The organism is Streptomyces sp. NPDC048461 (genome assembly GCF_055587105.1).
Genome location: NZ_JBVJGW010000032.1, coordinates 1 through 23,477, shown reverse-complemented (window position 1 = coordinate 23,477; position 23,477 = coordinate 1). Strand labels below are relative to the sequence as shown.

Genomic DNA, 23,477 nt, shown 5'->3' with positions numbered 1-23,477 from the left:
CCCCCGGATGTAAAGGCCGGCGCACGTCATCCCGGAGATGTACGCGGCCCGTCCGGCACAATGACCGGAGTCCGGCGGTACACGAACACCGCCGGCGGGGTGGGGAGTCGAGGGTGCAGTCGATCATGGCGCTGGCCGCGGCCTGCGCGTGCGCTGCCGTCGCCTGCGGGCTGGGGCTGGCCCTGCGGCGCGCGCGGGCCGGGCACCGCGCGGCGCTGGAGGAACGCGGCTGGCTGCTGGAGCGGGAGCGCGAGAGCGCCGCGCGAACGGCGGTCGACGCCGAACGGTCCCGGATCGCGGCGGAGTTGCACGACATCGTCAGCCACAACGTGAGCCTGATGGTGGTCCAGGCCGGCGCCGCTCGGGAGGTGCTGACCACGCTGCCCGGGGAAGCTGCCGCGGCCATGGCCGCCGTGGAACGCGCCGGGCGGACCACGATGACCGAACTCCGCCATCTGCTCGGGCTGTTGGCTCCGGCGCAAGATGGCTCGGACGATCCGTACGACCCGTCCGGCCCCTTCGCGGACACGCCGGCCGGCGGGGCGGCGACGGCGCCGCAGCCGAGCCTGAGCCGGCTGAGCGCGCTCATCGACCGGTTCGCCTTCGCCGGGCTGCCGGTGGACGTACGGATGTCCGGAGATCCGCGCCCGCTGCCGCCCGGCATCGACGTCACGGCGTACCGGATCGTCCAGGAGGCCCTGACCAACGCGCTCAAGCACGGAGACGGGAGCGGGGCACGGGTGACGGTGCGCTACGCGGACCACGCGCTGCGCGTGGAGGTGCTCAACGGCGGCCCGAGCGTGCTCGCGGCGGTCGCACCGGGCTCCGGACCGGGTTCGACGGGTACGGGAACCCCTCCCTCGGGTCCCGGGCCGGCTCGGGCGGGTACGGCGAAGGCTCCGGCGCCGGTCCCGCCGGCCGGCGTCGCAGGAGGCCCGCCGGGGCGCGCCGGGGGGAACCGGCCGGCCGGGGGGCCACCGCCCACGGCCGCCGGAACCGGCCGCGGGCTGGTCGGGCTGCGCGAGCGCGTCGCCATCTACGGCGGGGACCTCGACGCCCGCCGCCGTCTCGGCGGCGGCTACCGGGTCCGCGCCCGGCTCCCCCTGGACCGCCCGTGAGCACGCCCGAAGGCCCCGCGCCCCGTGTGCTGATCGCGGACGACCAGGACCTCGTCCGCACCGGCTTCCGGCTGATCCTCACCGCCCGGGGCATCGACGTGGTCGGCGTCGCCGCCGACGGGGTCGAGGCCGTCGAGGCCGCCCGCCGACTGCGCCCCGACGTGGCCCTGCTGGACATCCGGATGCCGCGCATGGACGGCCTCCAGGCCGCTCGCCGGATCCTCGCCGAGGTCCCCGACTGCCGGGTCGTCATGCTGACCACCTTCGACCTCGACGACTACGTCTACGCGGCGCTCGCCGCCGGGGCCAGCGGCTTCCTGCTGAAGGACGTCACCCCCGCACACCTCGCCGCCGCCGTCCGCCTCGTCGGTACCGGGGACGCGCTGCTCGCCCCGTCGATCACGCGCCGCCTGGTGGAGCGCTGCGGACCGGGAGCCGCCGCGCCGGACCGGGCCGCCGCGGCCGCCACCCACCGGGAGCTGGCCGCGCTGACCCCGCGCGAGCGGGAGGTGCTGACCCTGATGGGCCACGGCCGCTCCAACGCGGAGCTGGCGCGGGAGCTGACGCTCAGCGAAGCCACGGTGAAGACCCATGTGGCCCGCATCTTCGCGAAGTTGTCGCTCCGCGACCGCGCCCAGGCCGTCGTGCTGGCCTACGAAACGGGTCTGGTCACGCCCGGCTCGGCGTAGCGGGCGAGGCCGGTCAGGAGGGGGTTCACGGCCGGGCTCCGTGCCCCGCGGTGGGATCCGCCGACCCGGTGGCGGCGGTATCGGTGGTGAGGTCAGGGGTGGCTGCGGCGCCTGCCAGGGCTTCGGCCAGGGCCCGTGCGTACGGCCGGGAGTGGTGCCCGGCCGGGAGGACGACCCCGATCCGCCGGGCGGGCCGCGGCGGTTCGACGGCGACGGCCACCAACCCGGGGGACGGCGCCAGCGAGACGTGCGGCACCAGGGAGACGCCGACCCCCGCCGCGACCAGCGTCTGCGCGAAGAAGTAGTCGGTGGTGGAGGCCGCCACCTGGAGTTCGAAGCCGGCGATCCCCGCGAAGCGCCGCAGGAAGGCCTCCGTCTTCAGGCAGCCCAGCACCCAGCGGTCCGCGGCCAGTTCGGCCGGTCCGAGCGTGGACCGGTCCGCGAACCGGTGGCCGCGCGGCAGCACCAGCCACAGCGGATCGTCCATCAGCGGAACCCAGTCGAGCGCGGGGCGCCGGTCCGGCCGGACGGGCGGCGGCCCGTCGAGGTGGTAGGCCAGGGCGAGGTCGGCGGCGCCGGAGCGCACCATCGGTACGGCGGCCTCCGGTTCGCTCTCCAGGAGGGTCAGCTCCACCTCCGGGTGCGCGGCCACGAACCGGGCCAGTGCGCCGGGCAGCAGGTGCCGGCCGCCACTGGTGAACGTGGCGACCGTCAGCCGGGGCCGCGGCGCGGAGAGCCGGTCGATGGCACGCCGGACCTGGTCCAGTTCGGCGGAGATGGTCTCCGCCGCCCCGACCAGCAGGCGGCCGGGTTCGGTGAGCGTGACACCGCGGCTGCTGCGCACCGCCACTGCCTGGCCGAGTGAGCGCTCCAGTGAGGCGATGTGCTGGGAGACGGCCGACGGGGTGAGGAGGAGCGCGGCGGCGGCCCGGTTGAAACTGCCGTGCTCGGCCACGGCCCGCAGGATGCGCAGCCGCTGCACGTCGATCATCAGTTTTCCTTACGCCGCGTTCAGCCGATCACCGGTTCCGCTGGGGACGATACCGCGGCAGTGTCGTGGACATGCGAAACATTCTTGTCGTCGGTGGAAGCCGGTACTTCGGGAAGTCCCTGGTCACGCGGTTGCGGGACGCCGGGGACGCGGTCGCCGTGCTCAACCGCGGTTCGGCCGAACCGCCCCCCGGTGTGGGCGGGATCGTCGCGGACCGCGATGACGAGCGGGCGCTGCGGGCGGCGCTGGGGACCCGGACGTTCGACGTGGTCGTCGACCAGGTCTGCTACACGCCGCTCCAGGCGGCCGTCGCCCGCCGGGTCTTCGCGGACCGGACCGGACGCTACGTCATGACCTCGACGATGGAGGTGTACGACCCCGCCACCCTCCCCGGCCCGGCGGACCCGGGGCGGCGGGTGCCGGTGGCCGAGGAGCCCGCCGACCCGGGGTGGGCGCCTGCCCCGGCCGCGCACCCGTGGTGGGACCCGGGGGAGGTCGAGCGCAGGCTCGGGGCCGCGCGGGCGTACGCCGAGGGCAAACGGCAGGCCGAGGCGGTGTTCCTGCGCGAGCCCGCCTTCCCGTTCGCCGCGGTCCGGGTCGCGCACGTGCTCGGCGGCGGCCCGGCGGACTTCACCGGGCGGCTGGCGCACTACGTGGAGCGGATCGGCTCCGGCATTGCGGTGGCGGTCCACGAGACCCCGTACGCGACCTCGTTCATCCACCACCTGGAGATTGCGGAGTTCCTGCACTGGGCGGCGCAGGGGGAGTTCACCGGGCCGGTCAACGCGGCCTCGCACGGCGCGCTGGACGTCACCGCGCTCTGCGAGGCGGTCGCGGAGCGGCTGGGCCGTCGGCCGCGGTACCGGGTGGTCGGGCCCGGCGGCGACGCCTCGCCGTTCTCCTTCGACCGGGCCTACGCCATGGACAACGGCCGGGCCGCGGCCCTCGGGTTCCGCTTCGGCCGGACCGCCGACTGGCTGCCGGCCGCGCTGTCCGAAGCGACCTGCCCGACCTGAGGTCCCCGCCGCGGCTCCGACCACCTCGCGGTACGTGCACCGCAGGTCACCCGGCTCGTACGGTCCGCTGCCGGGCCCGCCGCGTACCGGCCCGGGGGAACAGCGGCCGGTCCGCGGGCGCGTGGGTCGGCCTCAGGTCTGGCACTGGGCGGTGCCGGCGGTGGACCAGCCGCTCCAGGCGCCCCCGGTGGCGCGGGCGTGGACCCGGATCTCGACCTTCACCGGGCCGCAGACCCGGGTGGAGCTCCCCACCTCCGTGGGCCCGAGAGCGCCACCCGCCGGGACGTGGGTGCGGCCGCTGCCGAGTTTCACCCAGTGTCCCCCCGAGACGACACGGAAGAAGGCCTCGTACGAGACGTCCACGGCCTTCGACCCCGTGTTGCGCAGTTTGACGTGTGCGGTGATCTCCCGAGTGATGATCTTGCCCTCCTTGCCGCGTTCGGCGCTGATGCAGCCGTTGACGGCCACCCGGCCGGTCGACACGCCGCCGCCGCAGGCGATGGCTGCGGCTTGGGCTTCGGCCGGAAGGGTCAGCACGGCGAGGGCCGCCGCGCTCAGGATGGTTCCCATTCGCCTTACATGCACAACTCTGCCCCTTTGATTGGATATTGCGCCACCAGGACTCTGGCGCGTCGGAGCGCGCTCGGCAACGCGTCGTGCGGTTCTTCAGTCGAACGGGGACGGCCGTCGATCCGCGCGGGGGTGGTGCGTTGCGCGGTTCGCTCCGGTGCGGGTGCCGCCGGAATCGGGCATACCGTTCGCTGTTACGCGGCCATGACAGGAACAAGATCATCCGGGCATGCGGGGTCCGTAACTTCTTCCTCAGCAGCCCCGCCATACCTGACCCGGTGACACACCGCCGAAACAGATGCAACGCGGCATGCGACTCTCCTCCGTCTTTCCGCCCGTGCTTCAGGAGTCGTTATGCGTTCCGCCCTCCGCACGTTCATCGTGACCGCCGCCGTCGCGGGCACGGTGCTCGTACCCACTGCAGGTTCCGCCCTTGCCGCGCCCGCGCTTCAGGCTGCGCCGGCCGCCTCCGGCAGCGGCAACGACCGCCAGGCGGCCCAGCCTGTGTTCATCGGCGAGGGCCTGGTCGCGGTCCTGAGCTTCGACAGCGGTGGCCCCGAGGCGTCGATCCACACCGCCGCCGCGGACTGGAAGCCCGGCGACCCGTACGGGGCCACCGCCGTGACCGTGCTGGACGGGAACCACCGGACGGCGACCGCCAACGGTCTGCGGCTGGCGCTCGTCGAGGGCGAGGAGGCTCACGTGGAGACCCTCACCGTGACGACCAAGGACGGCAGGACCACCTCCCACCGGCTCCCCTCGGGCAAGGGCTCCGAGTGCGTGTCGGCGCCGCTTGAAAAGGTCATCGGAGCCGGGGCGAGCGCGACGCTCATGATGACGCCGACCGGCCCGCTGGCCGTGCTGAAGTTCGACGAGGAGGGCCCGATGGCCCCGGAGGTGACCCTGACCCGTACCCGCCCCTCGCTGCCGAAGGGCGCCCTGACGGTGCGGATCCTCAACCCGAGCTCCGCCGAGCCGGTCCTGGAGTGGGCGATCCCGAGCGGGGACAAGGCGTACGGCCACGCCGCCTTCCCGAAGCTGCCCGGCCTGAAGCACTGCACCCGCGAGTACGCGCTCCAGCAGCCGACCGACAAGCCCCAGCCCGAGGTCAGGCCGCAGACGAAGCCGGACACCGTGCCATCCGCATCCCCCACGGCCGCCGCCGTCGCGCCGCGGACCGCCGCACAGACCTCCGTCGTGCCCAAGGGCGGCGTCGCCGCAGGCGTCGAGACGGCCCCGGAGTCCGACGACTCGGCCTCCGCCCTGGCCGCCGCCGGGCTCGCCGTGGCCCTCGCCGCGCTCGCGGCGGCCGTGGTGGTCCGACGCCGCGCCCAGGGCTGACACGGCCCGCCCGTTCCGCCCCGGGTGACCTGCCCGGGCGGAACGGGAAGCGCGTACGCCGGACACCCGCGCGGGGGACCGTACCCCGGGGGCTACTTGGACGTGACGTGCCCCACCCGGTCGGGTCCGGTGGTCAGCTCCTCGCAGGCGATCCGCCAGGCGGGCGCGCCGGGGTGGAGCCGGGTGTGGAGGTAGGCCGCGGCGAGCCGGGCGACGGCGGCGACCCGCTCGGGGTTCTCGTCGGTGGTCTCGGCGGCGTCGTACCCGGAGATCCCGCCGAGTCCGTGCTCCGCGTCGAACAGGGTGAGCAGGGACTTGGGGCCGGGGGCGAGGGCGTAGGGGTCGGCGTGCCAGTCCGGCCCCAGGTCGGTGAAGTGCCGGGAGTCGTCCTTGTCTCCGGCGACGACCAGCGCGGGTGTGGTCATGGTGGAGAAGTCGACGGCCCCGATGATCGGCCACTGCTTCGCCGCGGGCCCGTTGAAGACGTCGCCGCCCCTGCCGGGCGCGGCGAGCAGTACGCCCGCCGTGATGCGGGGCTCGGCGAGGTGCACCACCTTCCCGGTGTCGGGGTCGGTGATCCCGGCACCCAGCAGGAGGGCGGCGGTGAAGCCGCCGAGCGAGTGGCCCGCGAGGGCGATCCGGGTGTGCTCGATCCGTCCGCCGAGGTGCGGTACGGCGTTCTCGATCACGTCGAGCCGGTCGAGGACGTGGGTCATGTCCTCGGCGCGGGAGCGCCAGAAGTCGGGCGCGCCGGGGGCGTCGGCGACCAGGTGGGCCAGGGTGCGGGAGGTGAGGTGGGTGGGTTGGATCACGACGAATCCGTGTGCCGCCCAGTGGTCGGCGAGCGGTGCGTAGCCGTGGAGCGAGGAGAGGTGGTTCGACGGGCCGTGGCCGTGCGAGAGGAGGATGACGGGGAGGCCGGTTCCGGTGGCGGGTGCGCTGACGCGTACCTGCAGGTCCACGGGACGTCCGGGCACGGACAGGACCACGGGACCGAAGGACAGGACCGGGACGGGCACGGCCGGGGCGTCGGCGGTGGCGGAAGTGCTCACGGTGGGGTTCCCTTTCGCGGTGGCGCTTGCCCCTCGCCCGCGGTCGGCAGGTGGGCGGGCAGGCGGTCAGGGGCGTCCCGTTTCGGCTAAGCTGAAACGGAACGACGCTCCATTTAGTATTCGGAGCGACGCTCCGTTTTGTCAATCGGTGTCAACCGGCGTCGACCGGTGTCGAAGGAGAACGCGATGGCCGCCGAGGGTCCTGCAGGGGGTTCGCCGTCCCGGAGCAAGCGGGCCGACGCCCAGCGCAACCGGGAGACGGTGCTCGCTGCCGCAGCCGAGGTGTTCGTCACCTCCGGAGTCGACGCGCCGATCCGCCGGATCGCGGCGCAGGCCGGCGTCGGGATGGCCACGATCTACCGCCATTTCCCGACCCGCGCCGACCTCGTCACGGCCGTCTACCAGCACCAGATCGAGGCGTGCGCCGAGGCCGGCCCGGGCCTGCTGGCCGGAGCCGGCTCCCCGTTCGACGCACTGCGCCAGTGGGTCGACCTCTTCGCCGACTTCCTCGTCACCAAACACGGCCTCGCCGACGCCCTCCAGTCGGACAGCGACCGCTTCGCCGCGCTGCACGCCTACTTCCTCGACCGCCTGTTGCCGGTCTGCACCCAGTTGCTCGACGCCGCCGTCGAGGCCGGCGACATCAGGCCCGGCACGCAGCCGTACGAGCTGATGCGCGGCATCGGCAACCTCTGCATCGGCCGCGACGACGACCCCCGCTACGACCCCCGGCGGTTGATCGCCCTCCTCCTCCAGGGGCTCCGGCAGCCGCAGCCCCGGAGCTCCGTCTGAACGTCTTCGTGTGTGCGGGGTGCGGCGCCGAGCTGACCGTCCCGCTGTCCCGGGTCGCGCTGCCGGCCCACGCCCGTCAGAAGTACGGGAACGGAACTCAGCTGCCGGTGCTCATGGAGTCGGGCACGTTCGCCGTGGACCCGGAGCCCTGGGGGCCGCCGTGGCGGACGTGGGGGGAGGTCACCCCGGAGGAGGCGGCCGCCCGCGGTGTCCACGCGCCGGTCCGCGCCCTGTCCGACGGCCCGTCCGGTGCGATCGTCATCGCGCCCGGCGACGCCCGCGGCACCGTGCTGATGCCGGAGAGGCGTGGAGGCGGCCACTGCTGTGGCCTCGACGGTGCCGACGGGCCGCAGGTGGCCTGCGCGGCGTGCGGCCTGCCCGTGGCGAGCCGGATCGACGACTGCTCGCTCTGGCAGGCGGTGTGGTTCGCCCCGGACGCCGTGCGCCGTGTCCGCGTCGGCGGCGCCGGAGCCGTACCGCTCTCCTGGGCGGAGCTGTCGGCGGAAGGAAGGCGCACGCCCCCGTTCGCGCCGATCGCCGGATGGGGGTCCCGGCAGGCGGCCGGCCACTGGTCACACCACGTGTGGTCGTGGAACCCGCAGTGGGAGGCGGCGGCGGGCCGGGCGCTCGCCCACCTGCTGGCCGCCTCGGGAGGCCGGCCCGTGACCGTCCCGGACGGCTTGGCCGCCGAGGTGTTCCGGCGCGCGCTCGACGCCATGCTGCCCGCGGGCCCCCGGGCGCGGCACGCCGTCCTGGCCGGGCCCGGGCGACCGGCCCCCGACGGGGGCGACGCCGTCCTCCTCGTGCCGGTCCATCCGCAGACCGGGGAGGTCTGGTCCCCGGCCGAACCGGCGGCGCATCCGGTGCCGTTGCCGTTCGGGGTGTGGCTGTGCCTGGCCTACCCCGAGCCGGGTGCGCCCGTACCCGCGTCGGGCCGGCTGCCCGACGGCGTCCTCCGCGACATCCTCGACGACCTCACGCGGTACGCGCGCGCGGGGCTCTTCTGATCCGCGAACCGATCACCCGGCCGTACGGGAAGGCCCGGCCAGGTGGCGGGCGAGGAAGCGGTCGGCCGCGCGGTACATGTCGATGTTGTTCTGCGGGTTCACGAAACCGTGGCCCTCGTCGTCCTTCACCATGTACTCGACTTCGACCCCGCGGGCGCGCAGCGCATGGACGATCTGGTCGGACTCGGCCTTGGTCACGCGGGGGTCGTTGGCGCCCTGGACCACCATCAGCGGGGTGCGGATGGCATCGACGCGGCTCAGCGGCGAGCGGGCCCACAGGTCCGCCTCCTGCTCCGGATCGTCGGGGTTCCCGGCGTACAGGTACCAGTTGTTGACGAGGTAGGGCTTGACGAAGTCCGGTACGGCCCGCAGGTACGTCACCAGGTTGGAGGGCCCGCAGAAGTCGATCGCGGCGGCGAAGACGTCGGGGGTGAAGGAGACGCCGACCAGGGTGGCGTAACCGCCGTACGAGCCGCCGAAGATCGCGACGCGGTCCGGGTCGGCGAGCCCCTCCCCGACGGCCCACTGGACGGCGTCGATCAGGTCGTCGTGCATCGCGCCGCTCAGCTCCTTGATGCCCGCCTTCAGGAACGCCTTCCCGTAGCCGGTCGACCCGCGGAAGTTGACCTGCAGCACCGCGTACCCGCGGTTGGCGAGGAGCTGCGCGCTGGGATCGAAGCCCCAGCTGTCCCGGTGCCACGGCCCGCCGTGGACGAGCAGCACCAGGGGCAGCCGCGCCGGCTCCACCCCCACGGGCAGCGTCAGGTAGGAGGGGAGTTCCAGTCCGTCGCGCGCGGGGATCGTGACGGGCGTCATGCGGGCGAGGGTGCCGGGGTCCAGATGCGGGAAGGGCCGGAAGAGCAGGCGGCTCCGCCCGGTGGTGTGGTCGTAGAGGTAGGTGACCCCGGGGTCGCGGTCGTGGTTGAACCCGACGACCCAGCGCCGCCCGTCGACGTCCGAGGACAGCGCCGTCAGGTCGCCGTCGGACAGCGCCTCCAGCTTCTCCAGGACCGCGGCGAACTCCGGGGTCAGCGGGCGGATGACCTGCCGTTCGCCGAGGTACCGGACGCCGATCAGCTCTCCGGTCCGCCGGTCGCAGATCAGCGGCGAGGGCAGGACGGGGAAGACCGCGGAGCGCGGGTCGAGGTCGAAGCGCGGATGGCTGTCGACCTCGGTCTCCTCACCGGTGACCAGGTCGAGCCGCACCACCCGGGTCCGGTCGCTGCCGCGGTTGGAGCCGATCCACACGCCGGTCCCGTCCGGGGTGAGCCGGAACGGCTGGATGTCCAGCGGGTAGTCGGAGCCGTCGAACGTGACGACCGGCCGCATCGCCCCCGTCGTGGAATCCCACTGCGACAACCGGATGTCGCCCTCGGCCGTCAGCGAGTGGGCGTACAGCTTTCCGTCCGGCGCGGGCAGCAGGCCGCCCACCTGGCCGGGGTTGCGGGCCAGCACCGTCAACTCGCCCGTGCCGATGTCGAGTTCGTACAGGTCGAACTCGGCGGGGCTGCGGTGGTTCAGATGCAGCGTCGCCTTGCCGGGCCGGGCCGCGGTCATCTCGAAACCCACGGCGCGGGCCCCCGCGTAGGGGGTGAGGTCGACGGCCTCGGCCTCGGGGTCGTCCAGGTCGACCCGGTACACGTGGTAGTTCTCGTCGCCGCCGCGGTCCTGCTCGTACAGCAGCCAGCGCGGATCGTCGGTCCAGTGGAAGCGCAGCACGCTGCGCTCGTCGTCGGCGGTGACGCAGCGCGGCTCGCCCTCCTCGTCGAGGCTCTCCACCCAGACGTTGAGACGCTCCCGCCACGGCGCCAGATAGGCGACCGTGGTGCCGTCGGGCGAGATCGCTGCGGCGGCGCGGACGGGGGAGTCGAAGAGGTCCTCGACGGTGAGGTGCGGAACGGCGGGCATGGGGAGTCCCTTCTGGTCTCGCCCGCTCCAGCGGGCGGGCGATCGGGGTACGGAGTCTCAGGCGACGGGGTCGCCGAGGGCTCCGGCGGTGGCCGTGCGGATGGCGTGGGCGTACCTCCGGGCGAGGGTCATGACGTCGTCGAACCCCGCGGGGCCGGAGCCGGCCAGGATGGCGGCGCCGATGTGCTCGTCGAGCACCCGGACCACCGAGGACGCCGACGCCGCGTACAGCCGCACCTGTAGGTCATCGGCCGGGCGGTCGAGACGATCGCCGACGATCGCGCACAGCTCGCGTTCCGTCTGGTCGCAGGCCATCAACCAGGCCGTGCGCAGGGCCGGCTCGGTGTCGGCGAGCCGGATCATCTTCATCGCGAGCATTTCGTCGGCGAGCTTCACGGGCGGCTCCTCCCGGCCGAGCCGGGTCAGCTCCGTGACCAGGTGGTCCTCCAGGGAGCTCTGGCGGGGCCAGGCGCGCAGTACGGTCAGGAGCGTGACCACGCCCTGCAGCACGATCGGCTCGGCGCAGCTCTCCTTGCTGCGGAAGTGCCGCCAGATCGTGCGCGTCGACAGGCCCACGGCCTGCGCGATCTGATCGCCGCTGGTCGCCGCTACGCCCTGCTCCCAGAACAACCGCGCCGCTTCGCGCGAGATCTCCAGCCGCAGCCGCTCGCGCCGCTGCGGGCTCATCCCTCCGCCGCTGCGCCGGTCCGTGGTCATGGTGATCGGTCCTTCCTCGTGGCGCGTCTTCAAGCGACAGTATGTCATTAAGTGACACTCGCTGTCTTCGGTAGCCGGGCCGGACGGTGTGCCGGGCCGACGGGTATGCCGTGCCGGACGGTACGACCGAGGCGTCCCCGGCGGTCCGGACGCCCCGGGTGCCGGATCGGCCGGGGGCGCGCAGAGTGGGGCGTGAGGACGCACGGTCACCGCCGCGACGGCGGACACGGCACCGGGCCGGGCCGTGCCGGTGCAGCGCTCAGGCGCGGACGAGTGAGGATGCTGCCGATGGCCCAGCCGGCCCAGTCTCCCGAACCCCCTGCGGACCACGTCATCGTCCTGTTCGGCGCCACCGGCGACCTCGCCCGGCGCAAGCTGCTGCCCGGGCTGTTCCATCTGGCGCGAGCCGGGCTGATGCCGCGGCGCTACCGCATCGTGGGCACGGCGCCGGCGGCGGAGGCCCTCACCGACCAGGAGTTCCGGGCCCACGCACAGCAGGCCGTGGCGGAGTTCGGGCGCTCGCGGCCCGAGGGGCCGGCCTGGGAGGCGTTCGCCGCCGCCCTGTCCTTCGGCGCGGCCGACACGGGGGCCGCGGATCCCCTGGTGGCGGCGGTGCACGAGGCCGAATCCGCCCTCGGGGGCGAACCGCGCAGGCTCTTCCACCTCGCCGTGCCTCCCGTCGCGTTCACCTCGATGATCGACCTGCTCGGCGCGACCGGGCTCGCCGACGGCGGCCGGGTCATCGTGGAGAAGCCGTTCGGCACCGACCTCGCGTCCGCCCGCGCGCTCAACGCAGCCATCCACGCCGTCTTCGACGAGTCCCGCGTGTTCCGCATCGACCACTTCCTCGGCAAGGAGGCCGTCGACAACGTCCTGGCGCTCCGCTTCGCCAACGGCCTCCTCGAGCCGCTGTGGAACCGCGAGCACATCAGCCACGTACAGATCGACGTGCCCGAGCACCTCGACATCCAGGGCAGGGCCGGCTTCTTCGAGGGCACCGGAACGTTCCGCGACATGGTGGTCACCCACCTGTTCCAGCTGCTCGGATTCGTCGCCATGGAACCACCGGTCGCCCTGGAGGCGGACGCGCTCCGCGACGAACAGGTCAAGGTGTTCCACAGCATGCGCGTCCTGGACCCCGCGCACGTCGTCCGCGGCCAGTACACCGGCTACCGCGACGAGCAGGGCGTGGACCCGGCGTCGGACACCGAGACGTTCGTGGCGCTGCGCGTCGAGATCGACAACTGGCGGTGGGCGGGCGTGCCCTTCCACCTGCGTACGGGAAAGGCCCTGGCCGAGGGCCGCCACGTGGTCACGCTGGCCTTGCGCGAACCGGTCCTGCGGATGTTCCCGCTGGACGCCCGGGCGGCCGCGGACGGGCGGAGCAACGAGCTCGTCATCGACTTCGACGATCCGGGCTCCATCACCGCCCGGTTCCTGGTCAAGGAGCCGGGCCCGTCCATGCAGCTCGCCGACGCCGCCATGGTCTTCAACTACCGCACCTCGTTCGCCGCGCAGAACTTCCTGGAGGGGTACGAGCACCTCCTCCTGGAGGCCATGCACGGCAACCAGTCCCTGTTCACGCGGTCCGACGGCGTGGAACGGCTCTGGGAGGTGGCCGCTCCGCTGCTCGACGCGCCGCCGGCGGTGGAACCGTACGCCCCCGGGAGCTGGGGGCCGGACGGCATCGGCGCCCTCGTCGCCCCCTACCGCTGGTACCTGCCCGACGGGCGGCTCCCACCCTCGTAGGACCGGATCACTGGCCGGGACCCGGGCGGCGGGTTTTGCCGCGGGGGCTGCCGGACGGTCAGGCGAGGGCCTTCTCGTACTCGACCTGCCGGAGCGGGTTGCCGTCACCGAAGTCGTGGAGCCGTGTTCCTCCGGTCTCGGCGAAACCGGACTTGGTGTAGAAGCGGCGGGACCGCGGGGTGTCGCGCAGGGTCCACAGGTGGACTCCGGCAGCACCCTGCTCGCCGATGTGGCGCAGCGTCGTCTCCATCAGGGCGGCGGCGATGCCGCTGCCCCAGCCGTCCGGGTGGCTGTAGAAGCTGTGCAGCTCCACGAGTCCGGGCCGGTCCGCAGAGGGGCCGAAGAACGAGAGGGCCAGGGGCCGGCCGTCGAGCGAGGCGAGCAGGGCCGTCTCGGGCCCCGCGGTGACGCGTGCGTGCCAGCGGCCGCGGCGGTCGAGGACCGCCCGGGCCGCGAACCCGGGTGCGAAGAAGGGGGCGTACGCGGCCTTCCAGGCCTCGGCGTGGATCTCGCCCAGCGCATCACCGTCCGGTGGCCCCGCGCGGCGGATTTCGATCACCGGACCAGGCTGGTCCGGGTGGGTCGGGCGGCAGTAGCGCCGGATGAGCTCGGCGTGCGCGGGGTGGCGGGCGATGAGCTCGTCGGCCCGGCCGAGGGTCATGTCGGCGTAGTCGAAGCCGGGCGCGACGGCCTCGCTGATGAGGGCGTGGTCCCCGGAGGCGAGGTGCGAGGCCTTCCAGACGCCTCCCGGCACGGCGACGGTCAGGTGCTGCCCCTGGCGCGGGTCCTGGCCCAGGACGGTGGTGGAGTGGCTGCCGTCCGGATGGAGGAGGTGGTAGGTGACCGGTTCGCCGTGGTGGTGGAAGTGCAGGATGTCGGACCGGTTCAGGTGCCAGTGGCCGACCGGGGACCAGTGGGTGAGCAGGTAGTGGATGGAGGTCAGGGTGTACCGGTCACCTTCGGGCGTCCGGATCGGGGGGCGGTGGTCGGCCTGGAAGGTCCGACGGAAGTACCCGCCCTCGACGTGCGCTTCCAGGCCGAGCGCGTCGATCCAGTGGCGTGCTGTGAGCACGGTGTCCTCCTGCGGTCGTTCAGCGGTCGAAGGGCGTCTCCGGCGGCCCGGCACCGGCCCCGTCCGCGACGAGGGCGGCCCGTGCGGCCGGCCACCGAAGTCCGTATTTCATTCGAGACGGCTTCACGTCAATCGCGGCGACGCTTTCCGGCCTTCTGCCCTTCCGCTTTCCGCCTTCCGTCTTCTTGTCCCGACCGTCCCGGGCCGCCGCCCGCAGACGGCGGTCACGGCCGGCGCCGGCGCGCCGACCGGACCGCCGCGGCTGCCGACGGGGAGCTATCCCAGCCCGCCGTAGGCGGCCATGACGAGCTCCATGCCGCGGTCGTCCTCCTGCCGGTCCCGGTCGATCATCCGGTTCATGACGTACGCCACCGTCATGCGAGAGCCGGGGTCGCTCACGACCAGCGAGCCGCCCCAGCCGCCCCAGCCGAAGGTGTTGCCGAACTTGCCGAAGCCCGCGGTCCAGGACATCGGCGTCCGCAGGACGCGGTCGTCGCCGCGGAACACCTCCTGCCACGCGGGCTCGCAGCCCCGGGCGGACAGCAGCCGCACACCGCCGGCCACACCCCCGTTCGCCAGGACCGACTGGACGAGGGCGACGGACCTGGCGTTGCCGAAGCCGTTCACCGCAGGGATCTGCGCACGGCGCCAGGCCGCGGAGTTGACGTCCGCGACCCGCACCGCGGCGCCGGTGTGCACCCGGCGTACGCCGTCCGGTCCCGGCGGTGCGCTGGAGGTGTACGCGTCGGTCTGCGACGGCGGCGGGACGAGCGGCGCCACGCGGTGGTCGTGCTCGGCGGAGAGCCCGATGTGGAAGTCCGCACCGAGCGGCCCGGCCACCTCCTCGGCGAAGAACTCGCCGAGGCTGCGGCCGGTGATGCGGCGGACGATCTCACCGACCAGGAACCCGAAGGTGAGCGCGTGGTAGCCGGCGGCCGTGCCCGGTTCCCATTCGGGGGCCTGCGCGGCCAGCCCCGCCGTCACGCGCTGCCAGTCGTAGAGCTCCTCGACCGCCGTGGGGCCGGACAGGTCCGGCAGCCCCGCGGTGTGCGAGAGCACGTGCCGTACCAGCACCTTCTCCTTGCCGGCCGCGGCGAACTCGGGCCAGTAGGCGGCGACCGGCGCGGACAGGTCGAGGCGGCCGCGATCGGCCAGGACGAGGGCGCACAGGGCGGTCATGTTCTTGGTCGTCGAGTTCACGGCGGTGAGGGTGTCGTGCTCCCAGGGCACGGTACGGCCCGCATCGGCGTACCCGCCGTAGAGGTCGACCACCGGTTCGCCGTCGAGGTACACGGCGGCCGAGGCGCCCACGTCGTCCTTGCCGAGCAGAGCCGCGAGCACCTCACGCACCGCGACGAACCTCGGTTCGCACAGTCCCTTAACATCGTTCATGGGGTAAGCCTCGTGCGGGTCCGGGGCCCGCGGCCCGACAATTCCCGTACGGCATGTGTCGGGCGGTGCGCGACGGGATTCCCGCGCGGCCCGGCGGCCCGACCGGCCGCCCCCACGGCCGGCCGGAGGGAAAGAAGGGCGGACACGCGTGCTGGAGCGGATGAATCAGGCGCTGGACCACCTTGAGGACCGCCTCGCCGGAGAGGTCGACATCGCCGAGGCGGCCCGGATCGCCGCGGTCTCCGAGTACCACTTCCGGCGGTTGTTCTCCGCGCTCGCCGGAATGCCGCTCCCCGTCTACGTGCGGCGCCGGCGGATGACGCTCGCCGGGGCCGAGGTGCTGGCCGGGGAGCTCACCCTGCTCGACGTCGCGGTGCGGTACGGGTACGGCTCGGGCGAGGCGTTCGCCCGGGCGTTCCGGTCGGTGCACGGCATCGGCCCGGGGGAAGCCAGGCGCACGGGTGCGGTGCTCACGGCGCAGCCGCGCATGTCCTTCCGTGTCGTCGTCGAGGGCAGGACGGCCATGCGCTACCGGATCGTGGAGAAGGAGCGGTTCCGGGTCCTCGGCAGGAAGGCCCGGGTGCCCCTGGTGCACGAAGGGGTCAACGCCGCTGCCACCGCGCACGTAGAGGGCCTGGACGAGCAGGCGGTCGCCCGGATGAAGGAGCTGGGCGACGGGGAGCCCGGGGGAGTCCTGTCGGCGGTGGTCCACCTGACCGACAGCCGGGAGGAGGGTGCCGAGGTGGACTACTGGGTCGGCGTGGTGGCCGGCCCCGAGGCGGCCGACGAGGAGCCCGACGCACTCGACGCACTCGACGTACCGGCCGGGACCTGGGCGGTCTTCGACAACCACGGGCCGTATCCGAGCGCGCTCCAGGACCTGTGGCGCGACGTGTTCACGCAGTGGTTCCCCTCGAACCCGTACGCGCCCCGGCCGGGCCCGGAGCTCCTGCGGACGCAACCGGTGCAGACCGGCGCGGAGACCGGGTCCCAGCTGTGGATCCCGGTCGAGCGGGGCGGCGGGAGCGCCGGGGTGGGGACAGCGGCACCCGGACACCCTCCGCACGGCGGGTGACGCCCACCCGGGGCGGCGGTCGCTCCGGGGCGGTCGCTCCGCGGCCGGCCGGCCCGGCACGCCGGGAACCGGCCGCTGCGGACTACCGGGCCGAGAGGCGCGCTCAGGCGTCCGGGCCAAGGAACATCGCGGCCAGACGGGGAAGGCGACGGCTCATCTCCTCGTCGTCCTCGAAGTCGAAACCCTCGCCCATGTCCACCTCGTCGGCCGTCTCGGGGCCGGTCGGGCAGGCGTCACGCAGGGCCTCGTGGAAGGACTCCGCGGGGCTCGTGATCCGTTTGAACGCCGTGCCGGCCGCGTAGTTCATCTCCTCGTAGAATAACGTCCCGCACGACTGCCCGGCGTCGGGGGTCCCGGCCACGTCCGGGTGCGCGGCGAGGCTGTCCGGGGCGGCGGTCACGCGCTGGAACCAGGTGCGGCCCGAAGCGATCACGCCCGCGCGGAAGTCCGTGAAACCGTCGTCGGAGCACCCGCCCCCGATGAGGTAGGCCGCTGCCCACACGTCCCAGCGGTACAGGGCGTCGTGCAGTTCGCCGAAGCGCTGCGCGTACTCCAGGAGGTCCTGCCTCGGCCTGTCCGCGAGCTGCCTGACGAGAACCTCGTCCAACGGCTCTCCGGTCTCGGCAGCCTCCGCTCGCGCGCCTTCGACGATGTTCCAGAACGTGTCGATGTCCATGCCCGGGCACTCTGCCACGACCCTCTGACAGACGCCCCCGTACCCGGTCGGACCCGAAGGCCTCCACTCCCGGCGTAGGGGCCGTGCGCGGTCGACATCGCCTTATTGGTCCAGACCTATTGACCGCGCTTCCGGTGGCTCCTACGATCCGGTCCGGCACAGCCCCACCTGTCCGCACCTCACCCAGAGCCGGGCGTCACGCCCCCACGCGCCGGTCACGTCCATGGCGCTCGGCGGGAAGCGAGCACACCATGTTCCGTCGGAAGCCCCGTACTTCACGTTCTTCGCCGCGTCATGTCGGCCGCCGTCCGGACCCCGTCCGTGCCGGGCGCGGACCGACCGTCCTGAGACGCTCCCTCGCCGGCGCGAGCGCCGCGGCCGTCATCGCCGCCGGCCTCGCCGTGGCCGGTTCCGTCACGGCCGGGGCCGCCACGGCCGGAGCCGCCGCGGCCAATCTGGTGGCCAACTCCGGTTTCGAGAACGGGCTCTCCGACTGGACCTGCTCCGGCGGCTCCGGCGCGGCCGTCGGCAGTCCGGTCCGTACCGGCACCTCCGCGCTCAAGGCCACGCCGACCGCCCAGGACAAGGCCCAGTGCACGCAGACCATCAGCGTGCAGCCCAACTCCCAGTACACGTTGAGCGCCTACGTCCAGGGGAGCTACGTCTACCTGGGCGCCACCGGCAGCGGCCTGACGGGTACCGCGTCCACCTGGACGCCGAGCAGCCCGGCGTACAGCCAGCTCAGCGTGGGCTTCAGCACGGGGCCGAGCACCACATCGGTGACCGTCTACCTGCACGGCTGGTACGGGCAGCCCGCGTTCCACGCGGACGACGTCTCCCTCGCCGGTCCCGGAGGCAGCACCCCGACGCCGACGCCGACGCCGACACCAACGGCCACCCCGACGCCGACGCCCACCCCGACCGCCACGCCCACCCCGACCGCCACGCCGACTCCGACCGCGACTCCGACCGTTCCGCCGGGTGAGACCTGCCCCACGAAGCCGAAGCCGTCCGGCAAGGTGCTCCAGGGCTACTGGGAGAACTGGGACGGCGCCTCGAACGGCGTGCATCCGGGGATGGGTTGGGTCCCCATCACGGACAGCCGGATCGCGGCGCACGGCTACAACGTCATCAACGCCGCGTTCCCGGTGATCCTCTCGGACGGCACCGTCCTGTGGCAGGACGGGATGGACGCGACCGTCAAGGTCTCCACCCCCGCCGAGATGTGCCAGGCGAAGGCGGCCGGAGCGACGATCCTGATGTCCATCGGCGGTGCCACCGCGGGCATCGACCTGAGTTCCAGCACGGTCGCCGACCGGTTCGTGGCGACCGTCGTCCCGATCCTCAAGAAGTACAACTTCGACGGCATCGACATCGACATCGAGACCGGCCTGTCCGGCAGCGGCAACATCAACACGCTGTCCGCCTCCCAGGCCAACCTGGTGCGCATCATCGACGGCGTGCTGGCCCAGATGCCCGCGGGCTTCGGCCTGACGATGGCCCCCGAGACCGCGTACGTCACCGGCGGGAGCGTCACGTACGGGTCGATCTGGGGTTCCTACCTGCCGATCATCAAGAAGTACGCCGACAACGGCCGGCTGTGGTGGCTGAACATGCAGTACTACAACGGCAGCATGTACGGCTGCTCCGGCGACTCCTACCAGGCCGGTACCGTGCAGGGCTTCACGGCGCAGACCACGTGCCTGAACAACGGCCTGACCATTCAGGGCACCACCATCAAGGTGCCCTACGACAAGCAGGTGCCCGGCCTGCCGGCCCAGCCCGGAGCCGGTGGCGGTCACATGACGCCGGCGCTCGTCGGCCAGGCGTGGAACGCGTTCGGCGGTTCGCTGAAGGGACTCATGACCTGGTCGATCAACTGGGACGGCTCGAAGGGCTGGACCTTCGGCGACAACGTCAAGTCCCTGCAGGGACGTTGATCACCCGCTGACCGGCCCGCTCCAGGTGCGCCGCTCCGACTCGGAGCGGCGCACCGCCCGGAACCGGCTCCGAAGGCCGGTTGCTTCCGCCTACTTCCGCCAGAACAAGTGGTGGACCACTCCGCTCGGGCTGGGCACGACGTCGAGGTGGAACCGGTCGAGCAGCTCGTCGGGGGACTCCCACAGCCGCACTCCGGACCCGAACGTCACCGGCGAGACGGCCACGTGCAGGGTGTCGACGAGGTCCGCGTCGAGGAACTGCCGGATGGTGGTGGCCCCGCCGCCGAGTCGTACGTCCTTGCCCCGTGCCGCCTCCCGGGCCTGATCCAGGACGGTGGCCGGGTCGCCGTCGACGAAGTGGAACGTGGTGTCGGAGAGCGTGAACGAAGGACGCTTGTGGTGGGTCATGACGAACACCGGGGTACGGAAGGGCGGTTCGTCACCCCACCAACCCTGCCACTCGTGGTCCTGCCAGGGCCCGCGCTGGGGACCGAACTTGTTGCGGCCCATGATCTCGGCGCCGATGTTGCGCGGGTAGTCCCGCGTCAGGTAGTCGTCCAGGCCCCGGCTCCCGCCGGGGGCGGTGCGCATGGGCCAGCTCGCCGTGGCCCCTGCCCACGCGAACAGCCTCGCGGGCTCGACATGACCGAACGGCCTCTCCAGGGTCTGGTCGTCACCGGCGCCGATGCCGTCGCTCGAGACGTTGAAGTTCTGGACTCGCAAAAGCTGGGCCACGCGTTCCTCCTGTGATGGGGTGACAGCAGTGGTGGGACTCCCGGGGCGAGGCAGACTCATCGCTGCCTCCGTGACCGGACGGTGGATCGGCTGCCCAGCTTACCGATATGTGCAGTATGCGAGGTTCGGGCAGCCTTCGGAAGTCAGCGGAGGCTGTCGCGCCAGCGCATGCGCCGTCGAATGGATCATCGAGGTCACGACGCGATGCCGGGGGGATCGGTCGCTCGTTTCCGACACGAGGGCTCGATCTTGGAAAGAATCGTTTGTCCCTTTGTGACCTGCGATGACGAGGGAGACAAACCATGACCGTTCTGACGGCCGGGACCATCGGGAGCGAGTTCCACGCGCGCCGTGTGCACGGCCTCAAAGAGGACGTGCTGCGCCTGGTGGCTGAGGTCATCGACGACGGCGTCTTCCACGGCGGCCGCCGGGTGCGTGACCTGGAGGCAGTGGCGGGGGAGCGCTGGGGCGGACACGCTCTGGCGGCGAGCTCGGGAACGATGGCCTTGGAGAGCGCGGTGCGCGCCCTCGGCATCGGAGTGGGCGACGAGGTGATCGTGCCCGCCCTGACGTTCGTGTCGACGGCGTTCGCCGTCGCGGCCGCGGGCGCGACCCCGGTCTTCGTCGACATCGACCCGCACACCCGCACCATCGACCCCGCCGCGGCGGCGGCAGCGCTCACCCCGCGCACCCGCGCCCTGATCCCCGTCCACATGTACGGCCTGATGGCCGACATGACCGCGATCAGTGCCCTGGCCGACCGCCACGGGCTCGCCGTGATCGAGGACTGCGCCCAGGCCGCGGGCGCCACCGATCACGGCCGCCGCGCGGGCTCGGTGGGGGACATCGGCTGCTTCTCGATGTGGGTCGGCAAGAACCTCGGAGGTCTCGCCGACGGAGGCCTCCTCCTGGCCCGCGACCCGGGCCTCGTGCCGCTGCTGCGCAAGCTCACCGATCTGGGCCGTGACGGCGAGCGCAACACGCACCACCTGAGGGGAGGGCGGGGGCGGATGGGCGAGATCGACGCGGCCGTCATCCGCCACCAGCTCGACCTGCTGCCGGCCTGGACCGAGTCCCGCCGCGCCCTCGCCGACCGCTACACCGGAGCCTTCGCCTCCCTGCCCCTGACCGCGCCGGCGGACGCGCCCGGACGCCCGCACACCTACTACAAGTACCCGCTCACGCTGCCCGACCCGCAGGCCGCCGCCGCCCTGATGACGTACCTCGGCCGGGCCGGGATCACCACCGAGCAGGTCTACCCCCTCGCCGTCCCGCACCAGCCGGCGCTGCGGGACATCGCTCACCGCACCCTCGACATCCCCGCCACCCTCGATCTCCTGCCCCGGACCGTGTGCCTGCCGCTGGCCCCCGAACTCACCGGGACCGAAGCCGACCGCGTCATCCACGCGGTCCACGCGTTCCACACCGATCGCACTTGACGGACGGGGCACCACAGGGACGCGTTTGTCCCCTACTGGGTGGCGCGGAGGTTCCAGGTGGTCAGTTGGCCCTCGATCAGTCCGTAGCTGCCGTCGTTGTAGTGGGTCGAGGTGACTTTCAGCAGGCCGATCGGGGACTTCTCGTTGACGAGGCACACGCTGTCGCCCTCCGCCACGACGATGGCGTTGCGCGACTGGCTGGCGAGGAGGTCCTTGCACCCCTGAGGGGTGGGATCTCCGGCGTTCTCCCACAGGGCGACGGTGCCCTTGATCTCCATCGAGCTGGATCCACTGCGTCCGGCGGAGGGCCGGGTGCCGAAGTCGGTGCCGCCCTTGCGCGGCGGTACCTGGGAGAGGTCGATGCCCTCCATGCCGAGTACCACCTTGCCCGACCATTTGACGGCCACCGCCCCGCCGGCGCCCGTCGCGGGGCCCGGGGTCGTGGGGGCGGCGGCAGCGCTCTGGGGCGGTTGGTTGCCGACGGAGGACGAGGAGGGCGGCGGGACGGCCGCCGGCTGGGGCGATCCGTTGGAGAAGGCGGCGATGGCGGTCGCCACGCCGGCGATGGCGCTCACCACCGCGGCCCCGGCCGCCCAGAGCTTTGCCCGGGACGGGCTCGCGGCCGGCGGCGGTACGTACGGCGGCGAAGCCGGCTGCTGCGGCGGATACGACATGCCACGTCTCCCTCGACACTCCCCGATCGGCCCATCAGGCCGACAATCCCCGTGACGATAGCAATTCCCGCTCGCCGCCAGGAACATGGTCGTGTGGCGGGTCGGAACGGCGAGGCCGCCCCGAGCACGTACACCCGCCCCCGGCGGAGCCGCCGGTGCGAAAGGCCTGCTACGGATACGCCGGCCTGCTCACCTCGGTCCGAACCCCTATACGGCGGTGCACTCCTGGAACCGGGAGGCGGCGTGAAGCGGCTGGGAGTCTCCGCCACCGCCGACGCCGGCGACCTTCGTGCGCAGCAGCACTTTGCGCGCGTGATCACCCCCTCACGGCTCGGCCCGGTGGGCCCGCCCGCGCCCTTCCAGCTGACGGTCCGCATATCGATGGACGGGGAGGCTGCCCGTGCGCTGGGATGGGCCCGACCGCCCGTCCCGTCCGCAGGGCCCGACCGCCGCAGGAGCCGTACGTGGACAGCGAAGACACCCCGCCCGTCGCGCCGGTGATCGGCACGGAGCTGGTGAGGCGCCTGGTCGACGTCCAGTTCCCCCAATGGGCGGGGCTGCCCCTGACCCCGGTCGATCTGGGCGGCTCGGACCACGTCATCCACCGGCTGGGCCGGGAGTTGTCCGTCCGGCTGCCGCGCCGTGCGGCGGTCGCCGAGCAGTGCCGGAAGGAGTACGACTGGCTTCCCCGGCTCGCCCCGCACCTTCCCCTTGCCGTCCCGGCGCCGGTACGGGCGGGCCGGCCCGGCCTCGGCTATCCGTGGCCGTGGTCGGTGTCCCGCTGGCTCGACGGTGAGGTGGCGACCGTCGAGGCCCTGGCCGATTCGTCCGAGGCGGCAACCGGGCTCGCGGGGTTCCTGACGGCCCTCCAGCGGTTCGCCCCCGGCGACTTTCCGGCCGGGGCTGTGCCCGAGGGCCTCTCCGGGGCTCCGCTGGCAGATCGCGACCACGACACCCGGGCCGCCATCGCACGGTTCGCCGGGGTGTTCGACGCCCCGGCCGCGACCGCACTGTGGAAAGAGGCGCTCGACGCCCCTGGCTGGGGCCGCGCCCCGGTCTGGTTCCACGGCGACTTCCACACCGGCAACCTGCTGACCGTGGGCGGCCGGCTCAGCGCGGTGATCGACTTCGGTGGACTCGGCATCGGCGACCCCGCCTGCGACCTGATCATCGCCTTCACCCTGCTGTCTGCGCGCAGCCGGGCGGTCTTCCGCGCCGCACTCGACGTGGACGATGCCACCTGGGCGCGGGGACGTGGCTGGGCCCTGGCCACGGGCCTGAACGCCTACACCGCGTACGCCGCCGTGGACCCCCGGATCGCCGCGCAGACCAGCCGCCAGATCACCCAGGCCCTCATCGGCTAGGCCGCTTGCTGTCCCGGTCCGCCCCACGACGGATCTTCGCCCACGGATCGTGCCCGGCGGCAGCTCCCGTCCAGGATGCGCACATGACGGCATGCCGGTGGGGGGGGGGCCCCGGGGGGGGGGGGGGGGGCGCGCCCCCCCCCGCGCCCCCCGGGTGGAG

Annotated in this window: 21 protein-coding genes; 11 read left to right on the top strand and 10 right to left on the bottom strand. The window is 73.1% G+C overall.

Features of this window, described 5'->3' with window-relative positions; genetic code table 11:
- Positions 1-113 precede the first annotated feature (113 nt).
- Positions 114-1,118 carry a sensor histidine kinase gene (locus ACZ6S8_RS34565; protein WP_469461736.1) on the top strand — a complete coding sequence of 335 codons (1,005 nt, stop codon included), beginning with the start codon at positions 114-116 and terminating at the stop codon, positions 1,116-1,118.
- The gene (locus ACZ6S8_RS34560; protein WP_469461734.1) at positions 1,115-1,807 is read left to right on the top strand and encodes a response regulator; all 693 of its coding nucleotides are present in this window, start codon (positions 1,115-1,117) and stop codon (positions 1,805-1,807) included. Before ACZ6S8_RS34565 ends, ACZ6S8_RS34560 begins: the two co-directional genes overlap by 4 nt.
- 25 nt (positions 1,808-1,832) lie before the next feature.
- On the opposite strand, the gene ACZ6S8_RS34555 is transcribed toward ACZ6S8_RS34560, so the two are convergent.
- Positions 1,833-2,798 carry a LysR family transcriptional regulator gene (locus ACZ6S8_RS34555; protein ID WP_469461732.1) on the bottom strand — a complete coding sequence of 322 codons (966 nt, stop codon included), beginning with the start codon at positions 2,796-2,798 and terminating at the stop codon, positions 1,833-1,835.
- Between the two features lie 71 nt (positions 2,799-2,869).
- Between ACZ6S8_RS34555 and ACZ6S8_RS34550 the strand changes: the two genes are divergently transcribed.
- Positions 2,870-3,814, top strand: a complete 945-nt coding sequence (locus ACZ6S8_RS34550) for a Rossmann-fold NAD(P)-binding domain-containing protein (protein ID WP_469461730.1) — start codon at positions 2,870-2,872, stop codon at positions 3,812-3,814.
- Between the two features lie 132 nt (positions 3,815-3,946).
- Here the strand turns inward: ACZ6S8_RS34550 and ACZ6S8_RS34545 are convergent, their stop codons facing one another.
- Positions 3,947-4,384: a hypothetical protein gene (locus ACZ6S8_RS34545; protein WP_469461728.1), complete on the bottom strand. Its 438-nt coding sequence runs from the start codon at positions 4,382-4,384 to the stop codon at positions 3,947-3,949.
- A 354-nt stretch (positions 4,385-4,738) separates the two neighbouring features.
- On the opposite strand from ACZ6S8_RS34545, the gene ACZ6S8_RS34540 reads away from it, so the two are divergent.
- Entirely contained in the window at positions 4,739-5,725 is a 987-nt protein-coding gene (locus tag ACZ6S8_RS34540; protein WP_469461726.1) for a hypothetical protein, read from the top strand.
- 92 nt (positions 5,726-5,817) lie between these two features.
- Here the strand turns inward: ACZ6S8_RS34540 and ACZ6S8_RS34535 are convergent, their stop codons facing one another.
- The gene (locus ACZ6S8_RS34535) at positions 5,818-6,777 is read right to left on the bottom strand and encodes an alpha/beta hydrolase family protein (RefSeq protein ID WP_469461724.1); all 960 of its coding nucleotides are present in this window, start codon (positions 6,775-6,777) and stop codon (positions 5,818-5,820) included.
- A gap of 186 nt (positions 6,778-6,963) precedes the next feature.
- Between ACZ6S8_RS34535 and ACZ6S8_RS34530 the strand changes: the two genes are divergently transcribed.
- Both ACZ6S8_RS34530 and ACZ6S8_RS34525 read left to right on the top strand, forming a co-directional pair.
- A complete protein-coding gene (locus ACZ6S8_RS34530) occupies positions 6,964-7,569 on the top strand; it encodes a TetR/AcrR family transcriptional regulator (protein WP_469461722.1) in 606 nt (201 codons plus the stop codon).
- Positions 7,566-8,576, top strand: coding sequence for a hypothetical protein (locus ACZ6S8_RS34525; RefSeq protein ID WP_469461832.1), 1,011 nt, complete (start codon positions 7,566-7,568; stop codon positions 8,574-8,576). Before ACZ6S8_RS34530 ends, ACZ6S8_RS34525 begins: the two co-directional genes overlap by 4 nt.
- A 12-nt stretch (positions 8,577-8,588) precedes the next feature.
- Here the strand turns inward: ACZ6S8_RS34525 and ACZ6S8_RS34520 are convergent, their stop codons facing one another.
- Both ACZ6S8_RS34520 and ACZ6S8_RS34515 read right to left on the bottom strand, forming a co-directional pair.
- Positions 8,589-10,484 carry a S9 family peptidase gene (locus ACZ6S8_RS34520; protein WP_469461720.1) on the bottom strand — a complete coding sequence of 632 codons (1,896 nt, stop codon included), beginning with the start codon at positions 10,482-10,484 and terminating at the stop codon, positions 8,589-8,591.
- A 57-nt stretch (positions 10,485-10,541) separates the two neighbouring features.
- Positions 10,542-11,201 carry a TetR/AcrR family transcriptional regulator gene (locus ACZ6S8_RS34515; protein WP_469461718.1) on the bottom strand — a complete coding sequence of 220 codons (660 nt, stop codon included), beginning with the start codon at positions 11,199-11,201 and terminating at the stop codon, positions 10,542-10,544.
- Positions 11,202-11,489: 288 nt separating this feature from the next.
- On the opposite strand from ACZ6S8_RS34515, the gene zwf reads away from it, so the two are divergent.
- A complete protein-coding gene (zwf, locus tag ACZ6S8_RS34510; protein WP_469461716.1) occupies positions 11,490-12,950 on the top strand; it encodes a glucose-6-phosphate dehydrogenase in 1,461 nt (486 codons plus the stop codon).
- Between the two features lie 58 nt (positions 12,951-13,008).
- On the opposite strand, the gene ACZ6S8_RS34505 is transcribed toward zwf, so the two are convergent.
- Entirely contained in the window at positions 13,009-14,022 is a 1,014-nt protein-coding gene (locus ACZ6S8_RS34505; protein ID WP_469461714.1) for a GNAT family N-acetyltransferase, read from the bottom strand.
- A gap of 276 nt (positions 14,023-14,298) precedes the next feature.
- Positions 14,299-15,414, bottom strand: a complete 1,116-nt coding sequence (locus ACZ6S8_RS34500) for a serine hydrolase domain-containing protein (protein WP_469461712.1) — start codon at positions 15,412-15,414, stop codon at positions 14,299-14,301.
- A gap of 148 nt (positions 15,415-15,562) precedes the next feature.
- Here ACZ6S8_RS34500 and ACZ6S8_RS34495 point away from each other — a divergent pair, with 148 nt between their 5' ends.
- Positions 15,563-16,489 (top strand): AraC family transcriptional regulator, encoded by a 927-nt coding sequence (locus ACZ6S8_RS34495; RefSeq protein WP_469461710.1) that lies wholly within the window; start codon positions 15,563-15,565, stop codon positions 16,487-16,489.
- A 103-nt stretch (positions 16,490-16,592) separates the two neighbouring features.
- On the opposite strand, the gene ACZ6S8_RS34490 is transcribed toward ACZ6S8_RS34495, so the two are convergent.
- Entirely contained in the window at positions 16,593-17,165 is a 573-nt protein-coding gene (locus tag ACZ6S8_RS34490) for a DUF4240 domain-containing protein (protein ID WP_469461708.1), read from the bottom strand.
- Positions 17,166-17,566: 401 nt separating this feature from the next.
- Between ACZ6S8_RS34490 and ACZ6S8_RS34485 the strand changes: the two genes are divergently transcribed.
- On the top strand, positions 17,567-19,105 hold the full coding sequence (locus ACZ6S8_RS34485; RefSeq protein WP_469461706.1) for a carbohydrate binding domain-containing protein: 1,539 nt from the start codon (positions 17,567-17,569) through the stop codon (positions 19,103-19,105).
- A 90-nt stretch (positions 19,106-19,195) separates the two neighbouring features.
- Here ACZ6S8_RS34485 and ACZ6S8_RS34480 read toward each other — a convergent pair whose 3' ends face one another.
- Positions 19,196-19,840: a dihydrofolate reductase family protein gene (locus ACZ6S8_RS34480; protein WP_469461704.1), complete on the bottom strand. Its 645-nt coding sequence runs from the start codon at positions 19,838-19,840 to the stop codon at positions 19,196-19,198.
- A 302-nt stretch (positions 19,841-20,142) separates the two neighbouring features.
- On the opposite strand from ACZ6S8_RS34480, the gene ACZ6S8_RS34475 reads away from it, so the two are divergent.
- Positions 20,143-21,279 carry a DegT/DnrJ/EryC1/StrS family aminotransferase gene (locus ACZ6S8_RS34475; RefSeq protein ID WP_469461702.1) on the top strand — a complete coding sequence of 379 codons (1,137 nt, stop codon included), beginning with the start codon at positions 20,143-20,145 and terminating at the stop codon, positions 21,277-21,279.
- A gap of 32 nt (positions 21,280-21,311) precedes the next feature.
- Here the strand turns inward: ACZ6S8_RS34475 and ACZ6S8_RS34470 are convergent, their stop codons facing one another.
- Positions 21,312-21,953 (bottom strand): hypothetical protein, encoded by a 642-nt coding sequence (locus ACZ6S8_RS34470; RefSeq protein ID WP_469461700.1) that lies wholly within the window; start codon positions 21,951-21,953, stop codon positions 21,312-21,314.
- Positions 21,954-22,417: 464 nt separating this feature from the next.
- On the opposite strand from ACZ6S8_RS34470, the gene ACZ6S8_RS34465 reads away from it, so the two are divergent.
- Positions 22,418-23,317 carry an aminoglycoside phosphotransferase family protein gene (locus ACZ6S8_RS34465; protein ID WP_469461698.1) on the top strand — a complete coding sequence of 300 codons (900 nt, stop codon included), beginning with the start codon at positions 22,418-22,420 and terminating at the stop codon, positions 23,315-23,317.
- The last annotated feature ends 160 nt before the right edge of the window (positions 23,318-23,477 follow it).

What these genes read in the sequence shown, in the direction of transcription:
- ACZ6S8_RS34555 (WP_469461732.1), bottom strand. Translation starts at nt 2,798, where the DNA reads ATGATCGACGTGCAGCGGCTGCGCATCCTGCGGGCCGTGGCCGAGCAC.
- ACZ6S8_RS34550 (WP_469461730.1), top strand. Translation starts at nt 2,870, where the DNA reads ATGCGAAACATTCTTGTCGTCGGTGGAAGCCGGTACTTCGGGAAGTCC.
- ACZ6S8_RS34545 (WP_469461728.1), bottom strand. Translation starts at nt 4,384, where the DNA reads ATGGGAACCATCCTGAGCGCGGCGGCCCTCGCCGTGCTGACCCTTCCG.
- ACZ6S8_RS34540 (WP_469461726.1), top strand. Translation starts at nt 4,739, where the DNA reads ATGCGTTCCGCCCTCCGCACGTTCATCGTGACCGCCGCCGTCGCGGGC.
- ACZ6S8_RS34530 (WP_469461722.1), top strand. Translation starts at nt 6,964, where the DNA reads ATGGCCGCCGAGGGTCCTGCAGGGGGTTCGCCGTCCCGGAGCAAGCGG.
- ACZ6S8_RS34520 (WP_469461720.1), bottom strand. Translation starts at nt 10,484, where the DNA reads ATGCCCGCCGTTCCGCACCTCACCGTCGAGGACCTCTTCGACTCCCCC.
- ACZ6S8_RS34515 (WP_469461718.1), bottom strand. Translation starts at nt 11,201, where the DNA reads ATGACCACGGACCGGCGCAGCGGCGGAGGGATGAGCCCGCAGCGGCGC.
- zwf (WP_469461716.1), top strand. Translation starts at nt 11,490, where the DNA reads ATGGCCCAGCCGGCCCAGTCTCCCGAACCCCCTGCGGACCACGTCATC.
- ACZ6S8_RS34500 (WP_469461712.1), bottom strand. Translation starts at nt 15,414, where the DNA reads ATGAACGATGTTAAGGGACTGTGCGAACCGAGGTTCGTCGCGGTGCGT.
- ACZ6S8_RS34490 (WP_469461708.1), bottom strand. Translation starts at nt 17,165, where the DNA reads ATGGACATCGACACGTTCTGGAACATCGTCGAAGGCGCGCGAGCGGAG.
- ACZ6S8_RS34475 (WP_469461702.1), top strand. Translation starts at nt 20,143, where the DNA reads ATGACCGTTCTGACGGCCGGGACCATCGGGAGCGAGTTCCACGCGCGC.
- ACZ6S8_RS34470 (WP_469461700.1), bottom strand. Translation starts at nt 21,953, where the DNA reads ATGTCGTATCCGCCGCAGCAGCCGGCTTCGCCGCCGTACGTACCGCCG.